The following is a 17567-nucleotide window of genomic DNA, read 5'->3' on the forward strand; positions in this document are numbered from 1 at the left end:
TGCGTGAGGCCCACGGCGCCGTCCGCGGGGGAGTCACCGGGACTCCTGTGTCTCGTGCGGCCGCCGGGGCTGAGAGGTGGGACTGTTTTGCCGGAAACCGCTACCGGGGAATACGGGAGCAGATCTCCTCAACCAGAGAGGCCGCGTGGGGCACGAGGTAGAAGTGGTCCCCGTTGAAGCTGCGGGCGTCGAAAGCACCTTTGGCGACCTTGCTCCACGTGGACAGTTCTTCCGGCGGATAGCCGAGGTCGTCGGTACCACCGAATGCGGTGATCGGCGCGTGCAGCGGCACGAGCTCGGACGGGCGGTAGGTGTCCAGCAGGCGCAGGTCGCCGCGGAGGGAGAACAGCAGCATGTAGCGCAGTTCGGGGTCGGCGTAGACCTCGGCTGCCGGGCCGCCCAACCCCGCTGCCCAGGCGGCCAGGGTCTCGTCGTCCGACAGGTGCCCGGTGCCGCGCGGGCCGTCGGTGGGGGCCGCCCGGCCGGAGACGAAGAGCCTGGCCAGTGCGTCCGGTTTCCAGGCCTCGAGCCGGCGGGCCACCTCGTAGGCGACGGCCGAACCCATGCTGTGGCCGAATAGTGCCACCGGCAGGTCGAGGTACTGCAGCAGGTGCCCGGCGATCTCCTCCGCAAGGTCCTCCAGGCTCTGGGGGAACGGATCGTCCAGCCGGTCCTGGCGGCCGGGGTAGCGGACGGCGAGCATCTCGATGCCGGGTGCGAGCGACTGGGGCCAGCTGTGGAACACTCCGGCGGTGCCCCCCGCGTGCGGGAGGCAGACCAGTCGGGCAACGGGGCGTTCGACCGGGTACCGGCGGAACCACGGGTCGGTGCTGTCGACGACCGGCTGCCACGCCTCGCCGGCAGGCAGGCCTGTGCCTGGCCGGGTCGAGGTCGGCAGGTGGAGCGGGGTCATCCCGTGCTCTCGATCAGGCTCTTGGGACGCAGGTCGGTCCAGTGGGCCTCGACGTAGTCCAGGCAGGACTGCTTGGTATCCGCCGGGTGAACCACCCTCCAGCCCGCGGGAACCTCGACGAACGCGGGCCACAGGGAGTGCTGGTTCTCGTCGTTGACCAGGACCAGGAAGGTTCCGTCGACGTTGTCGAATGGGTTGCTCATGATGACTGACTCCTCGGTTACCTGTTGTGTGTTGTTCACATGGGTACGGAAGATGTGCGGGCCGTGGCCACCGATGTCAGTCAGCCGGCTGCCTGCGCCCTCGCTCGAACCCGGCGTGTTGATCGACAAGTCGTGTGGCCGGCTCCGGCGACTGCAGGATGCGCCGGTCGAATCCGTCGCCGTGACTATCCGATCGTGATGTGTGTGAACCCGAAAGCCCCGAAGAGGCGTTACTTGACAGAGCCCGGGTGCCTCTGGACCACCTGGATTACCGCACGCCGAACGCTCTGACCTGCGCAGCATGGGTCACGCGGGCCCCGGATGAGCCGGCCGGAGGCCGCAGCGGCGACTCCCGCCCACAAGCGGCTTGAGGCGTTCAACCGCTCCGTGATGTGCGCGAGGTGCCGACGGGTGGTGCGCGGCGGCATGCCCGGGCGGCGGGCCATTGCCTCGTCCTGAGTCCGGGCGCCAGCCGGACAATCGTCTCCGGGGCTTCCCGGGAGATGCCTTCGCGGCGTCAGGGCGGCGGTCGGCGCCGGCACGGTGATCGTGAGGGGCTGGCCGCGATCGTGTTCGTGGCCACGTCGGGCCGTACGTGGCAGCAGGTGCCCACTGCTTCGTTCGGGCCGTCGGGGGCGACGGCTCACCGGCGTTTCTCCGAGTGGACGAAGGCCGGGGTGTGGGCCGGTCTCCACCGTCTGGTGCTCGACGAGCTCGGCTCCCGGGGGCGAACCTGCACGACAGCCAGGCCCTGATCCCCCTCGTGCAAGGGGATGCCGCCGGCGTCCGCTCCCGCCGCGGACGCCGGCGGCGCAAACCCGCAAAGCTCCACGCCGGCAAGGGACACGGCTGCTCCCACCTGCGGCGATGGTTACGCCGGTGCGGCATCCAGCACCGCATCGCGAGGAAAGGAGTCCAGCCCTCACAGCGACGGGGCTGCCACCGCTGGACCGTCGAACGCGCCATGGCCCGGCTCGCCGGCTGCCGCCGACCCCACCGGTGCCCATGAGCGCAAAGCCGGGCACTTCCTCGCCCTCACCAGCATCGCCCGCACCCTCATCTGCCACCGCAGACTCACCGATTGAGATGACTTCTGAGTGCATCATCGGCTCCGTGCCGCAACCGCGCAGCGGCGTTCTCCCCGCAGCCGCTTGACGTCCGTTGAGACATCGGACGGGCCGGTACTCTGTCCATCACCACCCCGGCGAACCGGAACGGGCCGCCGGAGAATCCGGCGGCCCGTCATGAAAGACCGAAGTCAGGTCCGGGTGCCGACCGGACGCAGAAGAAGCCCCGCAGTGCTCAGCGGCAGAGGTTCTCTTCGTCTTCCTGGCCGGCCAGGAAGACGTGAACCGGGGAGCGGTCTCGTCGGGTGTTCATGCGTGCCCCTGCCGATCAGATCTGGTAGAGGCCCAATTGCACTGCCAGGACCACCAGTTGGGAACGGCTGGTGACTCCTGTCTTGCGTCGGATGCGGCGAATGTGGGTGTCCACGGTGTGCGGGCTGATCCCCAGCCCTCGTGCGATGGCCTGGTATGTTCCGCCCTCGCACATTTTCACGAGGATTTCCCGCTCCCTGGAGGTGAGGAATAGCTGAGTCGAATTCTGCGTAGACATGGACAGTCCCGGCTGAGTAGATGGAAAGGCGCTGCTTCTCCTACGCGCTCGGCCGTTGCACTCGGCCGCCCCAGGAGCTGTCGTCGAGGCAGCCACCGCACGCCACCGCTCTTATGTGCAGCCCCGCGTGCCGGGACAGCACGCCGGCAGCAGGCTCGGCAGTCGGTGACTGCGGGGACAGGAATACGGCGGCCAGTGTGGCCAGAACGATCCAACCGGCCGCTCTCCGACGAATCATCAGGGGTTCTCCTAGCTGTATACGCGCGTGAAAATTACAACCTGCGACCTGCTGCAAGGGTGGCAAGGGGGAGCGCCGATTAGTAGCGCCTCACCGCCTCATCAAGCTGTCTGGCACCAGGGCGACGGGTGGATGAAATGGATAATCAATCCGATAACGGGTGCCTGCCCGGTGGTCGACGTCGGTTGCCGAGGTGGCCGTAACGGCGCCCGCATGGGTCCATGCGAGCCAGGGGGCGTCTCTGCGGCTTTCGTCAAGCGAGGCGCGGGAGTTCTGGGCTGGTGGCTGCCCTCGCGGAGCACGCTGCTGCGGTGGCGGGCGAAGCGGAGGGGGGCTGCCGCCGGGCCATGCGCGGGGCTTTGGGCCAGGCACCGGACATGTCTGTCCGAACGGGTTCAGCGGCCGATGCCCTGTTGGCCGCGGCGGGTGAGCCATTTGTGGGGTCCTGACTTCTTGAGCGGGCTGGTCAGGGCCACTTGTAAGGTCTGGATGCCCAGAGGTACCGGGTATGGCTGCTGTGACCAACGGATTCTCGTGACTTGCCGCTGCCGGAACAGCGGGAGGAGGATAAGAAGTGCCCTGTTCCACCGGGAATCGGTCACGCAATGAGGAAAAGCACATGGCATCGGAAAAGAAAGAGTTCAGGCGTGCGTACGGAACGCGGCCGACAGGGCAGGCGCTGTACGGTGACGGGCGGTACCGGGGCCGCCTCCAAGAGGACGCGAAAGGATTCTTCCGGGCATCGATCAGCGCTTTGGGTGTGACCGGCACCCGGAGGAGTGCGGGAAGGGATTTCTCCGGCTGTGAGCGCCACATGATGTGCCATCGGAACGGGTGGGTTATCTGCTTCTTCGAGTGGGGGAAGTTCATTTCCCGAGCCGGCCGAACCGTCTCCCGACCGCAATACAGGTGTTCACGGACAGGCGGTGAACACCGGAGCGCATTGCGCGCCGCCGGAAGGCCATTTCCCGACCCTGCTGCCCACAACGGCCGTCAAGCCGCACTGCAGCCTGTGGAATTTGGGCATCAATCCGTACCTTGCCCTCGACATCCCGGCCGGCTGCGGAGTACCTCTAGTGTCTCGTGATCCTGTTCATGTCAGTTCGAGTTGTTATTGACGAGTTTCTTCACGTTGGTCGCGACGAGTCGGACCTTCGCGAGGACCTCGTCGGCGGTCGCGGTCCAAGTGAACGGTTTCGCTGTCGTGTTCCAGGAGTTGATGTAGTCGCGGATCTGTTTGATCAGGACGTTGACGCTGGAGAACGTGCCGCGGCGGATGGACTGCCGGGTCAGGATTCCGAACCAGATCTCGATCTGGTTCAGCCACGAGGAGCCGACGGGAGTGAAATGGAAGTGGATGTGCGGGTTCTTGACCAGCCACTCCTTGACCTCGGGTGTGGTGTGCGTCGAGAGGTTGTCCAGGACGACATGGATGTCCTTCCCGGCGTGCGGTTTCACCGCCTTCTTCAAGAAGGCCAGGAAATCCTTGCCGTTCCGGGTCGGCCTGCACTCGCCGAGCACTTCACCAGTGGTGACGTTCAGGGCGGCGAACAGGTTCGTGGTGCCGTGCCGGACGTAGTCGGCGGTGCGCTTCTCGCTCGCCGCGAAGGCGACCGGCAGCACCGGCTGGGTCCGGTCCAGCGCCTGGATCTGCGTCTTCTCGTCGATCGAGAGGACCACCGCGGCGCCCGGCGGGGCCAGATACAGGCCGATCACGTCGGCCACCTTCTCCGCGAACGCGGGATCTTTGGAAATCTTGAAGGTGCCGGACCGGTGCGGCTTCAGGCTTTCCTCGCGCCAGACGCGCGCGATGTAGTGCCAGGACACGGTGATGTTCTCGGTTCGCTCCAGGTACTTCGCCAACTCCCGTGTGGACCAGTGCGAAAGCCCTGTGCCGTCCGGCGGCGTCATGCGCGTCAGCGCGATCACTCGGGACCGCACCCGCGCCGGCACCTGTTCCCGCGCGCCACCGGGACGCTCCCCTTCCAGCCCGGCCAGGCCCTGCTCGGCATAGCGGATCTTCCAGCGGTCCACGGTCGGCAGCGACACCCCGAGCAGCTCCGCAATGTCCTTGCGCCGACGCCCCTCACTCGACCACAGCACGATCCGGCCGCGCGTAGCGATGTCCGCAGGAACGTCCCGACTGTTCACCAACTCCCGCAACTCGGCGGCCTGTTCCACGGAGATCTCCACACCAAGAGACCCTGTCACACAAGATCAAGTAACGCTGACGGAATCACGAAACACTAGCCGGTGAGACGCGGGAGGGGAGGGAAGGGAAATTGTCTGTTCTTCGGCCAATTCTTCGGTCACGAGGCGTGGATCCACGGCGCGCAGCCCCGCATGTGCCTGCTCACGGACCTGTGGCCCGCAGACGCTCCCCGGGCACGAGGCGCTCACTGCGCTGTTACGGAGATCTGCGGGCTGACCGATGCGGCGTCCCTGCCGTCCTGTGTGCAGGGTTTCAACGATGAGGGGATGTCAGGTGGATACCAGCGACGCAGCGCTGCACTGTCAGGAGGTCGCCGCGTTCGCATCGGTCTTTCTGGGCCAGGCACCCGGAGTCGTGTGGCCTGAGCACGATCACCCGGCGTATGACTCCCACGCGGATGAGACGGATCGGGTGCTGTTGGCACGCGGTCTCGCTCAACTCATGGGGAGGCCCGTACAGACCGTCCGCAGCGAAGAGGCCCCGCTGAGCGTTCGGGTCGCCCGGGCTTCACGTGACACCCTGGTCCATCAGATCTCGGGAAGCGGACACTGGACGCTGCTGCCAGACCTCACCGAACACAGCGGCCGGGAGGGAAAACTTCCGGCCAGGGCCGCCATCAGCTACCAGCTTCGCTCGAGGGAGGTTCTGTACATCCCACCGGGCTACTCGTGGGTGATCCAGCCGGTGATCCAGCCGTCGGCCTACCTCTTCAGCTTCGTCGGAGACCCGCCGCCGGCGACAGGGCACGCCGCGCAATGACACCTCCGTCCGCGCCCCGGGCCATCTCGCGCGGACCGGCGGGCAGGGCGTCCGTCTGCACTTGTCAGCTTCAGGCGCCTTCCGGAACCTCGCCCCGGCCCTGGCGTTCCCTCAACGGCCGGGGCAGCACCGAGGCCGCGTCCGCATCGGGGCAGTTGCCCTGTTTGGCAGCCGGAGCCTTCACGAGTCTGTGGGCTGCCGCGGCCACGCCCGCCTGGAAGCGGCTTGTCGCGTTCAGCTGCTCCATGATGTCGGCGATGTGGCGTCGTGCCGTGCGCAGCGACATGCCCAGGCGACGCGCAATCGTCTCATCCTTGTGCCCCTCGGCCAGCAGACGGACGATCGTTTCGTGGATTTCGCGCGAGACCTGTTCAAGACCCTGGCTTGCCGCGTCCACGAACGGTGTACCCCGCTCCCAGGCCTCTTCGAAGACGTTGCACAGGTACGTCACCGTCGAGGGCTCCCGGAGAATGACCGCACCCCAGGACTGATCCTGCACAGGAATGAATGCAACGTCTCGGTCGAAGATTATAAGACGCCCGAAAAGCTCGTGAACCGTGCGGTACTGCGCCCCCAGCGCCGATGCAACTGCTACATAGGCCTGGCTGGGCCCGTTGAACCGGGCAGTGTGGTGGTAGAGCGTACGAATGGATACGCCCCGCTCCAGGAGGGTGGTATCGCGCTGCATCGCCTCGGACATGGCCTCCGGCTTGCGCGAACCCCCGCCGGGCTGACACGAAATCATCTCGTGGCTGCATCGCGCCGCTTCGCGGTTCAGGGCCGCCCGCACCTCGTTCACGTTCCCGAGGATTTCCAGACCATGGGAGGAACTGCTCTTTTCCAGATAATGCGGAGTGAACCTGTCCAGCGCGTCCCGAATCGTCAGGATGCGGCGCTCCTCCTCCCGCAAACGCGCCTCGATCGGGCTTGTGAGCTTGGCGATGGCGACAGCAGGGTCCACCGCAAACCCAGTAGCCGGGTCATCGTCGGGACGCACCACCAGGCCAACCGCGCAGAGCCGATCGATACTGCCCTCCAGGTCTGAAATGGTCAGCCCCAGGTCCTGTTGCATCAATCCCAGGTCAAGTTGACGACTATTCAGAATCCATGCATAAACAGTCAGGTCGGTTTCGGCTGCCTCGCCGTGAATTGGGAGAATCACAATCTCCTTCCAGGTGTTGCATTCCCCATGACACCGAAGGTGTCATGTCCGATGGCCGAGCAAACCGCAGGAGAGCCGCAAACTAGAGGATAATGCTTTGTGAAGGCAACAAGCGCCGCGCCGCCGTCACGGCAGCTGTAGTCAGGGTTGTGGGGGCCGCCGTGGGTATGGGTGCGGACGCCGCGATCGTGGTCGTCTGTGACAACTGATCTGAACACGAGATGGCGGTCCATCTGGTTCAAACGCTATGCGGGGACGGCAAGCTGGGCCCCATTGCCTTCAGCCCGTCCAGTGCCTGCCGCCAAAGTCCACCCGAGGGGAACTCGACGCCGACGAGCAGGCCGGCGAGTTGACCACGCAGTTGTATCGCGCGCTTACACAGCCAGGTACGGCTTCCACGGCCCACTGTGTCACCACTCTCCCCCTATCAATTCCCGGTTCGGGACTGTTCGCACCGCGACTATCAGGCCTGGGCACTCGCCCGTACGAAGACGACTCAACCACGCCTCGATCAACACGGAATCAGCTGTACTCGCTGCGCGATAGACGATCGATCACCTGAATGGCGTTGGTCAGGGTGCGGTGTGATGTGTCGGTACCAGCCGTGCCAGTTGCGGACTTCGTAGTCGGCCGGGCCGCACGCACGCCGGAGCACATTTACCGGCGGACCTCACCGAAGCGACCGGGCTGACGGCGGCGAGGCAATCGTGGAGCTGGCCGTCCTGCGGGACCAGCGCGAGGTGTTCGGCCCGGTGACCTCCACGCCGACGGCCTGGCGGCTGCTGGCCGCTGTCGACGAACGCATACTGCCCGGCCTGGTCCTGGACCTCGACGCCACGCCGGTCACCCGCCACTCCGAGAAGGGCCAGGCCGCACCCACCTGCAAAGGCGGCTTCGGGTTCCACCCGTTGCTGTGTTTCCTGGCCAACGCCGCCGCCGATCCATCACCGCGCTCGACCGGGCCCTCGCGCAGATCCCCGACGCCCACCGGCACGGCACCGACATCCCGGTCCGCACCGACAGCGCAGGCAGCGCGAAGGCATTCCTCACGCATCTCCGCGCCTTGCGTGACAACGGCCTTCTCCTGCGTTTCTCGGTCGGATACGCGGTCACCGCACCGGTCCGCCGCGCGATCCGCACCCTGACCTACTGAGGTTTTCGTGTTGTCGTCGGGTGGTGACGGTTCATGATCCCTGCGGTATGCCGGTGGGGTGAGGTATTCGGAGGGTGGGGGCCCGACCGCTGAGCGTCGGGCGCTTCGTGAGGAGATCCGGCTTCAGGCCGGGCAACGGTTCGCGGCGGGTGGGAAGACCTCGGTGATCGCCAAGGACTTGCGAGTGAGTGTGCGGTCGGTGGAACGCTGGCGCCGTGCCTGGCGCGAGGGCGGCATGGAGGGCCTGCGTTCCGCGGGTCCGGCGGACTCACCGACCATCACCGATGCCCAGTTCGCCGTGCTGGAGGAGGAACTCGGCAAAGGCCCGGCGACGCACGGCTTCGAAGACGAACGCTGGACCCTGGTCCGGGTCCAGGCGGTGATCCGCCGTCGGCTGCGAGTGAGCCTGTCGGTGGCGACGGTGTGGCGGCTGCTGAAACGGCACGGCTGGTCCTGGCAGGCTCCCGCCCGCAGAGCACTGGAGCGTGACGAGCACGCGGTGGAGCTGTGGAAGAAGGAGGTTTGGCCCCGGGTAAAAGGCTCGCGGCGGCCTTTGGGGCCTGGACCGTCTTCGAGTACACCGATCCCGCACAGCGCCCCAGGGTCGCGTTCGTCTTCCCCGGTCAGGGGTCCCAATGGATCGGCATGGGACGAGAACTGCTCGACAGCGAAATGGTCTTCGCCCGCGCCATGCAGGCATGCGACGCCGCGATCCGCGCCGAGACCGGGTGGTCCGTCATCGAACTCCTGGGAGACGGTCCCGAGGACCGCTTCGCCGAACTCGACGTCATCCAGCCCGCGCTGTGGGCGATGGAGATCGCCCTGGCGGAGGTGTGGCGCTCCTGGGGCGTGCTCGGTCAGGCTGGCGCCGTCGCGACGAGCGCCGCGCGAGGCGTTGACCAGGAGGGTGGCCATGAGTGCGGCGTCGACGTCGTGGCCCATGGCATCGGTGACGGAAAGATGCAGGGTGTCGTGGTCGAGGGCGTAGTCGTAGGTGTCCCCGGCGGCGTCGTCGGCCGGGACCAGGCATGCGGCGAGCACGAACTGTGCGGCTTCGCAGGAGGGCGCGTCGGGCAGGAGCTGGTGCTGGATCTCGGCGGCCAGGCTGAGAGGGGTAGCGCGCTGACCCCACCGGTAGAGGTCGGTGAAGCGGCGGTCGGTGACGATGATGTACGCCAGCGCGTGCGCGGCCTCGCCAACCTCGTCCAGGATCTCCTGGCTGATGTGCGGCAGGGACAACTCCAGGACGCCGATGGTGTCACCGCGGTTGGTCACCGGGGCGAACACCCGCTTTCCGTACCCGGCGTCGGGGGCCTGCACCAGCTCCTGGGTGCGCAGCACCTGGTCGTAGACGCTGCCGGCCAGCTGGATCTGATCGACGTCGAGGCCGGCCCGCGGGGCGATACCCTCGTCGACCCGCACCATCTGCCGGCCAGCGACGCCGACGAACAGGAACGACACCGCCCGCGCGTCGAACCGGTCGCGTAGATTGCGCGCCACCACAGCGAGAGATGCCCCCGGTGCCGCGTCCTCCGCAGCGGCGAGCACCTCGGCCAGCCCGAACGGGTCACCAAGCATCCTTGCCTCCGCTCATGCGAATGTCCCAGCCTGACCGCGGGCACTGCCCGCATTCGATCTCACACCGGTTCCACCTCGGCGGCGGGCAGGCACGCCCAGTCCCTCGCATAAATGACCAGTTGCGAGAGTTCTGCGAACACCCCGGAGCCGATCGTGAATCCGCAGGTCGTCGTTTGCGGAGGTCCTCTCAAAACCGGTGAGTTGTGCGAGGCGGTTCTGAGACACTGCCGGGGTGGATCTGACGCCCGATGTCGATTTCCGTAGTCGTCTGCACTGATATCCGAAGCCCCCTGCATTCAGCATGAGCTGAGGGAGTCGGATGGCGATGGTGCTTCTACGGCGTATCGAGTTCGTTGAGGATCTCGATGTAGTAGCGGCGTCGGCCTGCCAGATGTTCGGTGACCGCTTCCTCGGAGGGTTCGGGGATCTCGTGGAGGTGCTCAAGGAGATTGCTCCGCTGCGGGTGGTCAGAGGCGCCGACGTACTCGATCGCGCGGGCGGTCCCGGCGGCGAACAGCAGGGTGTGCGGCTGGAAGCCGCCCCAGGTGTCGAAGCTTCTGGCGATTGCCTCCCAGAGGAGCCAGATGTCCTGGACGCGGCGGTGCTCAGCAACCAAGAGGGCGGCGATCTCGATGCTGTGACTGAAACCCCAAGCGTGTCCATGCCATCGTGTCTCTTGGGTCAGCAAGAACCGTGCGAAGTCGACGTCGACCAGTCCAGGAAGGCGGACCAGGTCTTCAAGGAGCTGCTGACGGTCCTTCCACCTCAGATCGACGGGCAGGCCATCCGCGTCATGTTGCCCTTCGAACTCCAGAAGCTTCCAGAGCTCAGGATCGTCCAGCCACCAGGTAAGTTCGGGAACGCGGCCCGGATCATCCTGCTTTCGGACGCTCACGCCGGCATGTCGCTTTCGGTTTCCCCGGTGGCGGTTGCCAGATAGCGGTGCAGCGAGGTCTTGGGGATCCTGGTCTTCGCGGCGATCTGCCCGAGGGACTCGCCTCGGGCTTTCAGTAGCCGTGCGTACTCGATCTTGTCTTCGGGGTGGGCGACGGGGCGGCCGATGTGGCGGCCGGCGGCTTCGGCGACGGCGCGGGCGTGGGCGGCGCGTTCTGCGGTGAAGGTGCGTTCCATCTCGGCGAAGAGGGCCAGCAGGAGGAAGGCGATGCGGCCCATGCCTTCGTCGGCGGTGTTGATCGGCAGCGGGTCGGCCAGGGAGCGCACGCCGATGTTCTTCTCGCCCAGGTCGTGGACGAGGTTGAGGACTTCGCGTAGGTTCCGGCCGAGCCTGTCGAGGGTGTACACGACGATGGTGTCCCCGGGGCGGGCGTAGGCGAGCAGGTCGGCCAGGCCGGGGCGGTCGACGGTGGCGCCGCTCTTCTTGTCGACGTAGGTCTGTCCGTCGGGGATGCCCGCGGCGTTCAGTGCGTCGAGTTGGCGTTCCAGGCTCTGTTTGGTGGTGGAGCCCCGGGCGTAGGCGAGTTCGAGCCCGCCCGCGGGGTGGCGGTTGTCGGTTCCCATGGCCGGACCGTACCGGAAGTCGGCTCCGTACGGGAGTTCCGGAACATCTTTTGTGGAACGACTTATGGAACGGGAGCTGTGGCGATCTGCCCAGAATGTACGTCTCCTGACGGGCCGAGCTTGGCGAGTGTCTCGCCGTTCTTCCGGCGGCGGACGAGGCTGTCCAGGACGCTGCAGTCCAGTGGGACGCCACGGCTTCCGGGACACAGGGGAACCCCGGTCATGGCCAGCCAGTAGTTGATCGTGCCGGCCGGAACGCCGTAGGTGTCGCCGAGGTCGGCGCACTCCAGCCCGGCCAGGTAGCCGGCAGCAATCTCGCGCAGCGGGAGGCTGTCTGTAAGCAGTTCTGTGGGCTCCACCCTGGCAACGAAAAGTGGCTCCACTGACGTAAGAAGTTGATCTGGCTCCACTCGCTTTGGGGGCGGTTGCGGTGTACTAACGTGCCCAGGGTGATGACGGCTGATGATGTGTTATCCGTACTGGAACGGCTGCAGCAGGCAGGCCTTGCCGCCTGGATCGGTGGCGGGTGGGGCATCGACGCACTGATCGGTGAGCAGACCCGCGAGCATCGTGATCTCGATCTGATGTTCCGGGATGATCACGAAGCCGATGTTGTCGAGCTCCTGAATGACGCGGGATTCGTAGAGACCTTGGACTGGCGGCCCGTGCGGTTCGTAGTCACGGCCTTGGACGGACGAGAGATCGATCTTCATCCTCTGGCCTTTGCGCCGGACGGTTCGGCGGTGCAGGCATCAACCGATGCGGAACATCCATTTGTCTATCCGGCCTCGTGCTTTGTGACCGGCACGATCGGGGGCTTGGTAGTTGCGTGTCTGTCAGCCGAACAGCAGGCCTACTTCCATCAGGGTTACGAGCCGGCCGACCGCGACCGTCATGACATGGCTCGGCTCCGCGAGACCTTCGGGATTTCCACTCACTTCTGAAACAACGCGCGGCCGGCAATGAGGCGTCGACGTGCCCACGTTGGAGTGAATGCGCTGGGCCGTCCGCCTGTTCACGTCAGGGTGTCTCCCGTCGATCACGGTCATGTCGGGACGTGGTAGTTGGTCACGGTCATGTCGGGAGGCCGGGGTGGTTTCGTCGCGTGTTGAGCTGTTCGCGAATATCCGTTGGGACAAGTGTCTTGATCCGGATCTGTCCCAGCGTGTGCTCGCGGAGAAGTACGGCGTTCACCGCCGGACGGTCCGGCAGGCGCTGAGTTCGGCAGTGCCGCCGCCGCGGAAGGTGCCCAGACCCCGGGGGACGGTCCTGGACCCGGCCAAGGACTGGATCGACGCGATGCTGCTGGAGGACCTGAGCGCGCCGCGCAAGCAGAGGCACACCGCTCGGCGGATCCACCAACGCCTCTTCACGGAATACGACTTCGACGCCGCTTCGTACTCAACAGTCTGCGCGCGATCGCCCGCCGCCTGGACCGCACGGGCTCGGCGCGGGTGGCCGTGCGATGGGCCCGGCGCTGTTCGCGCTCGGTTCCCCCGTCGGGCATCACCGGATCCGGCTGACGGGGCTGCGTGGACAGCAGGGGCCGGAGGTAGTCGTAGCCGGCCGCGCTGATCTCGCCGGGATCCAGACGCCCCAGGACGCTGCGCAGGGTCTTCTCGCTCGGGACTCGGTAGCGGCCCAGCAACGGGTGACAGGGCAGGCCGAAGGCGGCGAGCTCATGCGGCGTCGCACGACGGCACCACTCCGCCGCCGCGGTGATCGAGTCGTGGCCCGCCGCCGTCATCGCGCACACCACCAGGGCCAGCAGCGAGGAGAGCCGGTAACGCACTCCGCAAGCCCCTCGCGGGTCGGTGACCGACTCGAACTCGGCGACCAGACAACGGACTTGCCCCTGAGCGGCAGCGTCACCGAGGGCCTCCAGGCGGGGTGCGTGAGGCGCGGGAACAGCGACAGGAGATGATGGAGGGACGAACACGGCACCTTCGTGGATCTTGAAGCGTAGAGAACTCCATGATCCACAGGTGCCGTGTTCACCTGCTTCCGGGGCCCGCTGCCGCGATCAACCACTCCAACCCGGGACGAGCCGGGCACACGCCGGGGCCCTGGCCAACACGGCACATCCGTTACGACAACCTCAAACCGGCCGTCAACCGGGTCTGCACCGGCCGCAGCCGGGTGGAGTCAGAACGGTGGGTGGCTTTCCGGGCGCATTACGGATTCGACGCGTTCTACTGCATCCCCGGCCAGGAAGGCGCCCATGAAAAGGGCGGCGTTGAGCACGAAGCGGCCGGTACCGGCGCACGCACCTGGTGCCCGTCCCCGAGGTGGACTCGCTGGAGGAGCTGAACGAGAGGATCGCCGAGATCGATGCCGCCGAGGACAACCGAATCCTGCACGGCAGGCTCACCACGGTCGGCTTCAACTTCGCTGCCGAGTCTGAGACGTTGGCACCCCTGCCGTTCGAGGCATTCGAATGCGGGATCACCCTGACACCGAAGGCCGACCGGACCAGCCGGATCACAGTCCGCCAGTGCCATTACTCGGTACCGGCCCGCTTCATCGGCCAGAGCGTGCGCGTGCTGCTGCTGCGGGGCAACGAACTGCTGGTCTTCGACCGGCGGGAGGTCGTGGCCCTCCATCCGCGGCTGACCAAACGCCACGACTACCGTGACGAACTCGACCACTACCTGGAAATTCTCCTGGTCAAACCCGGGGCGATGGCCGGATCAACTGCTCTGGCCGCTGTCCGGCAGAGCGGTGCCTTCACCGAAGCCCACGAAGCCTTCTGGTCCGCTGCCCGGCAGGCACACGGCGACGCGGCGGGCACCCGAGTGCTGATCGAGGTCCTGCTCCTGCACCGGCGCATGCCCGCTGAGACCGTCCAGCTGGGACTGCCGACCAGGACGTTCTGCTCGGCTTTTATACGAAATTGTTCGGCGCTGAGGAGATCTTCCGGGCACCGGCGGAAGGCCCGGCCTTCTACCTCGGCTTGCGCATCGGCGACACCGACTTCGGGCTGGTGGCCAAGGAGAACCCGGGGACTGGGGCGGCGTCGCGGATCCTGCTCAGCATCGGTGTCGACGACGTCGACGAGACGCTCGGCCGGGTGGAGGCGCTGGGCGGCTCGGTCCGCGGCGGCCCCAACGACATGCCGTGGGGACAGCACTGCGCCCACATCTCCGGTTCGGGGTCGGGCTGCTCGGGGTACGGCCGCAGGGCGGTGAGTCCGAGTTCGCTCTCTTCCCGCTCCTGGCGGGTTCGACCGAGCCGGAACACGTAGCGGTGCGCGCTGCGGTGCCGGAGGTTGCGGGCGCCGACCGCGACCAGGGCGTGACGCAGCCGCACGGCGGGGTCGCAGCCGGGCCGCAGCCGCGGAGCTCCGAGCGCCACGAGCTGCGCGGCGGCGTACTCGTGGCCCTGCTCCCGGCGACGGATCTTCTGAGCCGTCCGGCCGGTAGCGCGCGAGTTTCAGGAATCTGGGCAGCCCTTGGCCGCGAACCTGCGCGCAAGTCGCGGTTTCGCTGTCTTGCCGGAACGGGTTTCGGAGCCTACGGCTGCGCTTCGCGGCCGGCCTGGGCGCGATTCGGCTGGCGGTCCCCGCGGCCAACGGCCGGAGGGGTGCGCAGCCGTAGGCGCTCGCCCTGGGGCCCGAACATAATCAGGTACTCAACAGGCCCGCCGGAGCCGGCGTTCACCACCCCATGCGGGGTGCGGGTGTCGAACTCGGCAACGTCCCCGGCAGTCAGGACGAGGTCTTGGTCGCCGAGCGCGAGCCACAGCCGCCCGTACAGGACGCACAGCCACTCGTAGCCCTCGTGGGAGACCTGCCGCGGCCGTGCGGGCCGACCCTCGACAGCGGGCAGGACGTGCTTGTGGGCGTGCAGGCCGCCGACGTACCGGGTCAACGGCAGCACCGCCTTGTCATCCCCGAAGCTCAGCGGCGCCGTAGCGCGCGGCTCGGCCGCGGGGGCGGGCGCGGTGCCGGCCAGTTCGTCCAGGGAGACGCCGTACTCCTTCGACAGCTGCAGCAGCACCTCCAGGGTGGGCTTGCGCCGGCCGGTCTCGATCCGGGACAGCGTGCTGGTCGAGATGCCGGTCGCGCAGCTGACACCGGCGAGCGTCGCACTGCGGTGCTCGCGCGCGGCCCGCAACCGGGGCCCCATCGCGGCCAGCGTGCCGTCCACGTCTTCGACTGCCACCTTTCCCGCTCCTTCTTTCCGTGCCGCTCCACCGCTCTGTCCTGCGAGTTTGCCAGAAGGGCAAGGCTGATCGCGTCGGGCGGGTGCCGTGCCGCATGATCGATGGGCAGCCGCGTCCGCCCGCGAATCGAGGAGAAGCCCATGCAGCCCGAGCCGACCGCCGAGCTCCGCCACCGCACCGTCGAGGCCCCGGCCGGGCGCCTGCACCTGGTCGAGCAGGGCACCGGCCCGCTGGTTTTGCTCGTCCACGGCTTCCCCGAGTCCTGGTACTCCTGGCGCCGCCAGCTCCCGGCCCTCGCTGCGGCCGACTACCGGGCGGTGGCGATCGACGTGCGCGGCTACGGCCGTTCCTCCAAGCCGGAGGCGACCGAGGCCTACCGGATGCTCGACCTGGTGGAGGACAACGTTGCCGTCGTGCGTGCCCTCGGAGAGGAGAGCGCGGTGGTGGTCGGCCATGACTGGGGCGCCAACATTGCCTCCGCCTCGGCCCTGCTCCGCCCCGAGGTCTTCCGTGCCGTCGGCCTGCTGAGCGTCCCCTACGCACCGCCCGGCGGCCCGCGCCCGACCGACATCTTCGGCCGGATCGGCGGCCCCGAGCAGGAGCTCTACGTCTCCTACTTCCAGAAGCCCGGCCGCGCCGAGGCGGAGATCGAGCCCGACGTCCGGGGCTGGCTCGCGGGCTTCTACGCGGCCCTGTCCGCCGACACCATGCCCGCCCAGGGCGAGCCAGACCCCCACTTCGTTGCCCGCGCCGGCGGCCGACTGCGCGACCGCTTCCCCACGGGGGTCCTCCCGGCCTGGCTGAGCAAGGACGACCTCGACGTCTACGCCGGGGAGTTCGAGCGCACCGGCCTGACCGGCGCTCTCAACCGCTACCGCAACATGGACCGCGACTGGGAAGAACTCGCCCCGCACCGCGGAGCCCCGATCAAGCAGCCGTCCCTGTTCATCGGCGGCGCCCTGGACGCCTCCACCACCTGGATGTCCGACGCCATCGACGCCTACCCCACCACCCTCCCCGGCCTGTCGGCCTCCCACCTCCTGGACGCCTGCGGCCACTGGATCCAGCAGGAGCGCCCCGACGAGGTCAACCGCCTGCTGACCGACTGGCTCGCCACCCTCCAGGGCTGAACCAGGCAGGCTACCTGGGCAGCTTGGCGGTTCGTTCGGGGTGGGCGGCGGTGACGTAGCGCATGGCGGCCTGCTCGGTGATGCCGAACAGCCGCATCAGCCTGAGCGGGTCGGCGCTGTCCGCTGCTTCGTTGAGGATGCCGTCCTGTCTCAGGCCGCTCAGTGTCAGCCCGCGGGGAAGGCCTCCGCTCAGGGTGCCGATGCTGACGGCCGGGTGGTCGGGGTCGACCGCGCTCTTCTGGCTGACCAGCAGGTGGGGGTGGCCGGGGTGGGCAGCAACTGGCTGCGGTCTCCCGGGTTCTGCCGTGGCAGGCCTGGCGGCTGGTCGGCCGGCTCACGACGAGGTCCCGCGCCGCCTGCGGCTCATGGCTGCCTTCCCGGCAGTCGTCAGCGGCAGGGTCCCGCCGGTTCGGCCTGCGGGGGGCGGCGGCGCGGGGCTCGCGGCCGGATGCTGTACCGGATCAGCGGATTTCGGTGACTCGGTGTTCCCTCAGGGCGGCGCAGTTGGAGTTCTCCACCGACACGTACACGTTGTCGATGTTGCCGCCCCAGCTCACGCAGTAGCCCCTGCCGTAGACGTAGGCCGGTCCTGCGTACGACGTGAAGTTCCCGTAGTCGCCGGCCCACTCGTCGGTGGCGGGGACGTAGATGTATGTGGACATGTTCTTGGCGGTGCCCGGGTTGTTGCGGATGGTCGCGACGCAGTTCTTGCCGTTTGTGGAGTTGTACGTCAGGTAGACGGTGCCCAGCGAGCCGACGGGCACCGAGTTGACGGTTTTGTAGGCGCTGCCGCAGACGGTGCGCGGTGTGACGTTGGGTGCGGCGGAGGCGGTCGTGCTGAGCGCGGTCGTGGCGCCCACTGCCAGTGCGGTCAACGCCCCGGCAGCTGCGATATTGCGCGTGATTCTCACATTTCCCCC

The 17567-nt window shown here is 67.4% G+C and carries 14 protein-coding genes and 8 pseudogenes; 10 read left to right on the plus strand and 12 right to left on the minus strand.

The window, feature by feature from the left end; translation table 11 throughout:
* Window positions 1-100: 100 nt before the first annotated feature.
* Together OG507_RS38955 and OG507_RS38960 are read right to left on the minus strand one after the other, a co-directional pair.
* Window positions 101-913 carry a thioesterase II family protein gene (locus tag OG507_RS38955; RefSeq protein WP_327371812.1) on the minus strand — a complete coding sequence of 271 codons (813 nt, stop codon included), beginning with the start codon at window positions 911-913 and terminating at the stop codon, window positions 101-103.
* Complete coding sequence (locus tag OG507_RS38960; protein WP_327371813.1) at window positions 910-1116, minus strand: MbtH family protein; 207 nt, start codon at window positions 1114-1116, stop codon at window positions 910-912. The genes OG507_RS38955 and OG507_RS38960 overlap by 4 nt, the downstream gene beginning before the upstream one ends.
* Before the next feature lie 506 nt (window positions 1117-1622).
* On the opposite strand from OG507_RS38960, the pseudogene OG507_RS38965 reads away from it, so the two are divergent.
* Window positions 1623-2201, plus strand: a pseudogene (locus OG507_RS38965) (transposase); the annotation flags it as partial.
* A 310-nt stretch (window positions 2202-2511) separates the two neighbouring features.
* Here the strand turns inward: OG507_RS38965 and OG507_RS38970 are convergent.
* Together OG507_RS38970 and OG507_RS38975 are read right to left on the minus strand one after the other, a co-directional pair.
* On the minus strand, window positions 2512-2733 hold the full coding sequence (locus tag OG507_RS38970; protein WP_327371814.1) for a response regulator transcription factor: 222 nt from the start codon (window positions 2731-2733) through the stop codon (window positions 2512-2514).
* 1336 nt (window positions 2734-4069) lie between these two features.
* A complete protein-coding gene (locus OG507_RS38975) occupies window positions 4070-5182 on the minus strand; it encodes an IS630 family transposase (RefSeq protein WP_327371815.1) in 1113 nt (370 codons plus the stop codon).
* A gap of 42 nt (window positions 5183-5224) precedes the next feature.
* Here OG507_RS38975 and OG507_RS40570 point away from each other — a divergent pair, with 42 nt between their 5' ends.
* Window positions 5225-5548, plus strand: a complete 324-nt coding sequence (locus tag OG507_RS40570; protein ID WP_442811079.1) for an aspartyl/asparaginyl beta-hydroxylase domain-containing protein — start codon at window positions 5225-5227, stop codon at window positions 5546-5548.
* On the plus strand, window positions 5457-5942 hold the full coding sequence (locus OG507_RS38980) for a hypothetical protein (RefSeq protein ID WP_327371816.1): 486 nt from the start codon (window positions 5457-5459) through the stop codon (window positions 5940-5942). The genes OG507_RS40570 and OG507_RS38980 overlap by 92 nt, the downstream gene beginning before the upstream one ends.
* A gap of 70 nt (window positions 5943-6012) precedes the next feature.
* Here the strand turns inward: OG507_RS38980 and OG507_RS38985 are convergent, their stop codons facing one another.
* Window positions 6013-7104, minus strand: a complete 1092-nt coding sequence (locus tag OG507_RS38985) for a helix-turn-helix transcriptional regulator (protein WP_327371817.1) — start codon at window positions 7102-7104, stop codon at window positions 6013-6015.
* Window positions 7105-7790: 686 nt separating this feature from the next.
* On the opposite strand from OG507_RS38985, the pseudogene OG507_RS38990 reads away from it, so the two are divergent.
* The 3 pseudogenes from OG507_RS38990 to OG507_RS40575 all read left to right on the plus strand — a co-directional run.
* Window positions 7791-8137, plus strand: a pseudogene (locus OG507_RS38990) (IS1380 family transposase); the annotation flags it as partial.
* A 283-nt stretch (window positions 8138-8420) separates the two neighbouring features.
* A pseudogene (locus OG507_RS38995) lies at window positions 8421-8717 on the plus strand (winged helix-turn-helix domain-containing protein); the annotation flags it as partial.
* Between the two features lie 185 nt (window positions 8718-8902).
* Window positions 8903-9058, plus strand: a pseudogene (locus OG507_RS40575) (acyltransferase domain-containing protein); the annotation flags it as partial.
* 45 nt (window positions 9059-9103) lie between these two features.
* On the opposite strand, the pseudogene OG507_RS39000 reads toward OG507_RS40575, so the two are convergent.
* The 4 genes and pseudogenes from OG507_RS39000 to OG507_RS39015 form a co-directional block, all read right to left on the minus strand.
* Window positions 9104-9835 (minus strand): annotated as a pseudogene (locus OG507_RS39000) (PP2C family protein-serine/threonine phosphatase); the annotation flags it as partial.
* A gap of 334 nt (window positions 9836-10169) precedes the next feature.
* Window positions 10170-10730, minus strand: a complete 561-nt coding sequence (locus OG507_RS39005) for a hypothetical protein (protein ID WP_327365110.1) — start codon at window positions 10728-10730, stop codon at window positions 10170-10172.
* Window positions 10727-11353, minus strand: a complete 627-nt coding sequence (locus OG507_RS39010; RefSeq protein ID WP_327365109.1) for a recombinase family protein — start codon at window positions 11351-11353, stop codon at window positions 10727-10729. The genes OG507_RS39005 and OG507_RS39010 overlap by 4 nt, the downstream gene beginning before the upstream one ends.
* A 62-nt stretch (window positions 11354-11415) precedes the next feature.
* The gene (locus tag OG507_RS39015; RefSeq protein WP_327365108.1) at window positions 11416-11712 is read right to left on the minus strand and encodes a hypothetical protein; all 297 of its coding nucleotides are present in this window, start codon (window positions 11710-11712) and stop codon (window positions 11416-11418) included.
* A 93-nt stretch (window positions 11713-11805) separates the two neighbouring features.
* On the opposite strand from OG507_RS39015, the gene OG507_RS39020 reads away from it, so the two are divergent.
* Window positions 11806-12297: a nucleotidyltransferase domain-containing protein gene (locus OG507_RS39020; RefSeq protein WP_327371822.1), complete on the plus strand. Its 492-nt coding sequence runs from the start codon at window positions 11806-11808 to the stop codon at window positions 12295-12297.
* Between the two features lie 446 nt (window positions 12298-12743).
* Here OG507_RS39020 and OG507_RS39025 read toward each other — a convergent pair.
* Window positions 12744-13292, minus strand: a pseudogene (locus OG507_RS39025) (transposase family protein); the annotation flags it as partial.
* Between the two features lie 349 nt (window positions 13293-13641).
* On the opposite strand from OG507_RS39025, the pseudogene OG507_RS40580 reads away from it, so the two are divergent.
* Both OG507_RS40580 and OG507_RS39035 read left to right on the plus strand, forming a co-directional pair.
* Window positions 13642-13920, plus strand: a pseudogene (locus OG507_RS40580) (Mu transposase domain-containing protein); the annotation flags it as partial.
* A gap of 287 nt (window positions 13921-14207) precedes the next feature.
* Window positions 14208-14597 (plus strand): annotated as a pseudogene (locus OG507_RS39035) (VOC family protein); the annotation flags it as partial.
* A 268-nt stretch (window positions 14598-14865) separates the two neighbouring features.
* Here OG507_RS39035 and OG507_RS39040 read toward each other — a convergent pair.
* The gene (locus OG507_RS39040; RefSeq protein WP_327365106.1) at window positions 14866-15516 is read right to left on the minus strand and encodes a helix-turn-helix domain-containing protein; all 651 of its coding nucleotides are present in this window, start codon (window positions 15514-15516) and stop codon (window positions 14866-14868) included.
* 141 nt (window positions 15517-15657) lie between these two features.
* On the opposite strand from OG507_RS39040, the gene OG507_RS39045 reads away from it, so the two are divergent.
* Complete coding sequence (locus OG507_RS39045) at window positions 15658-16647, plus strand: alpha/beta fold hydrolase (RefSeq protein ID WP_327365105.1); 990 nt, start codon at window positions 15658-15660, stop codon at window positions 16645-16647.
* A gap of 461 nt (window positions 16648-17108) precedes the next feature.
* Here the strand turns inward: OG507_RS39045 and OG507_RS39050 are convergent, their stop codons facing one another.
* Window positions 17109-17558 carry a spore-associated protein gene (locus OG507_RS39050; RefSeq protein WP_327365104.1) on the minus strand — a complete coding sequence of 150 codons (450 nt, stop codon included), beginning with the start codon at window positions 17556-17558 and terminating at the stop codon, window positions 17109-17111.
* Window positions 17559-17567: the final 9 nt, after the last annotated feature.

The sequence above is a fragment of the Streptomyces sp. NBC_01217 genome, from assembly GCF_035994185.1.
Classification (GTDB): Bacteria; Actinomycetota; Actinomycetes; order Streptomycetales; family Streptomycetaceae; genus Streptomyces.

Coding starts and splice junctions, on each gene's coding strand:
- OG507_RS38955 (WP_327371812.1), bottom strand. CDS start 913: ATGACCCCGCTCCACCTGCCGACCTCGACCCGGCCAGGCACAGGCCTG.
- OG507_RS38960 (WP_327371813.1), bottom strand. CDS start 1,116: ATGAGCAACCCATTCGACAACGTCGACGGAACCTTCCTGGTCCTGGTC.
- OG507_RS38970 (WP_327371814.1), bottom strand. CDS start 2,733: ATGTCTACGCAGAATTCGACTCAGCTATTCCTCACCTCCAGGGAGCGG.
- OG507_RS39010 (WP_327365109.1), bottom strand. CDS start 11,353: ATGGGAACCGACAACCGCCACCCCGCGGGCGGGCTCGAACTCGCCTAC.
- OG507_RS39020 (WP_327371822.1), top strand. CDS start 11,806: ATGACGGCTGATGATGTGTTATCCGTACTGGAACGGCTGCAGCAGGCA.
- OG507_RS39045 (WP_327365105.1), top strand. CDS start 15,658: ATGCAGCCCGAGCCGACCGCCGAGCTCCGCCACCGCACCGTCGAGGCC.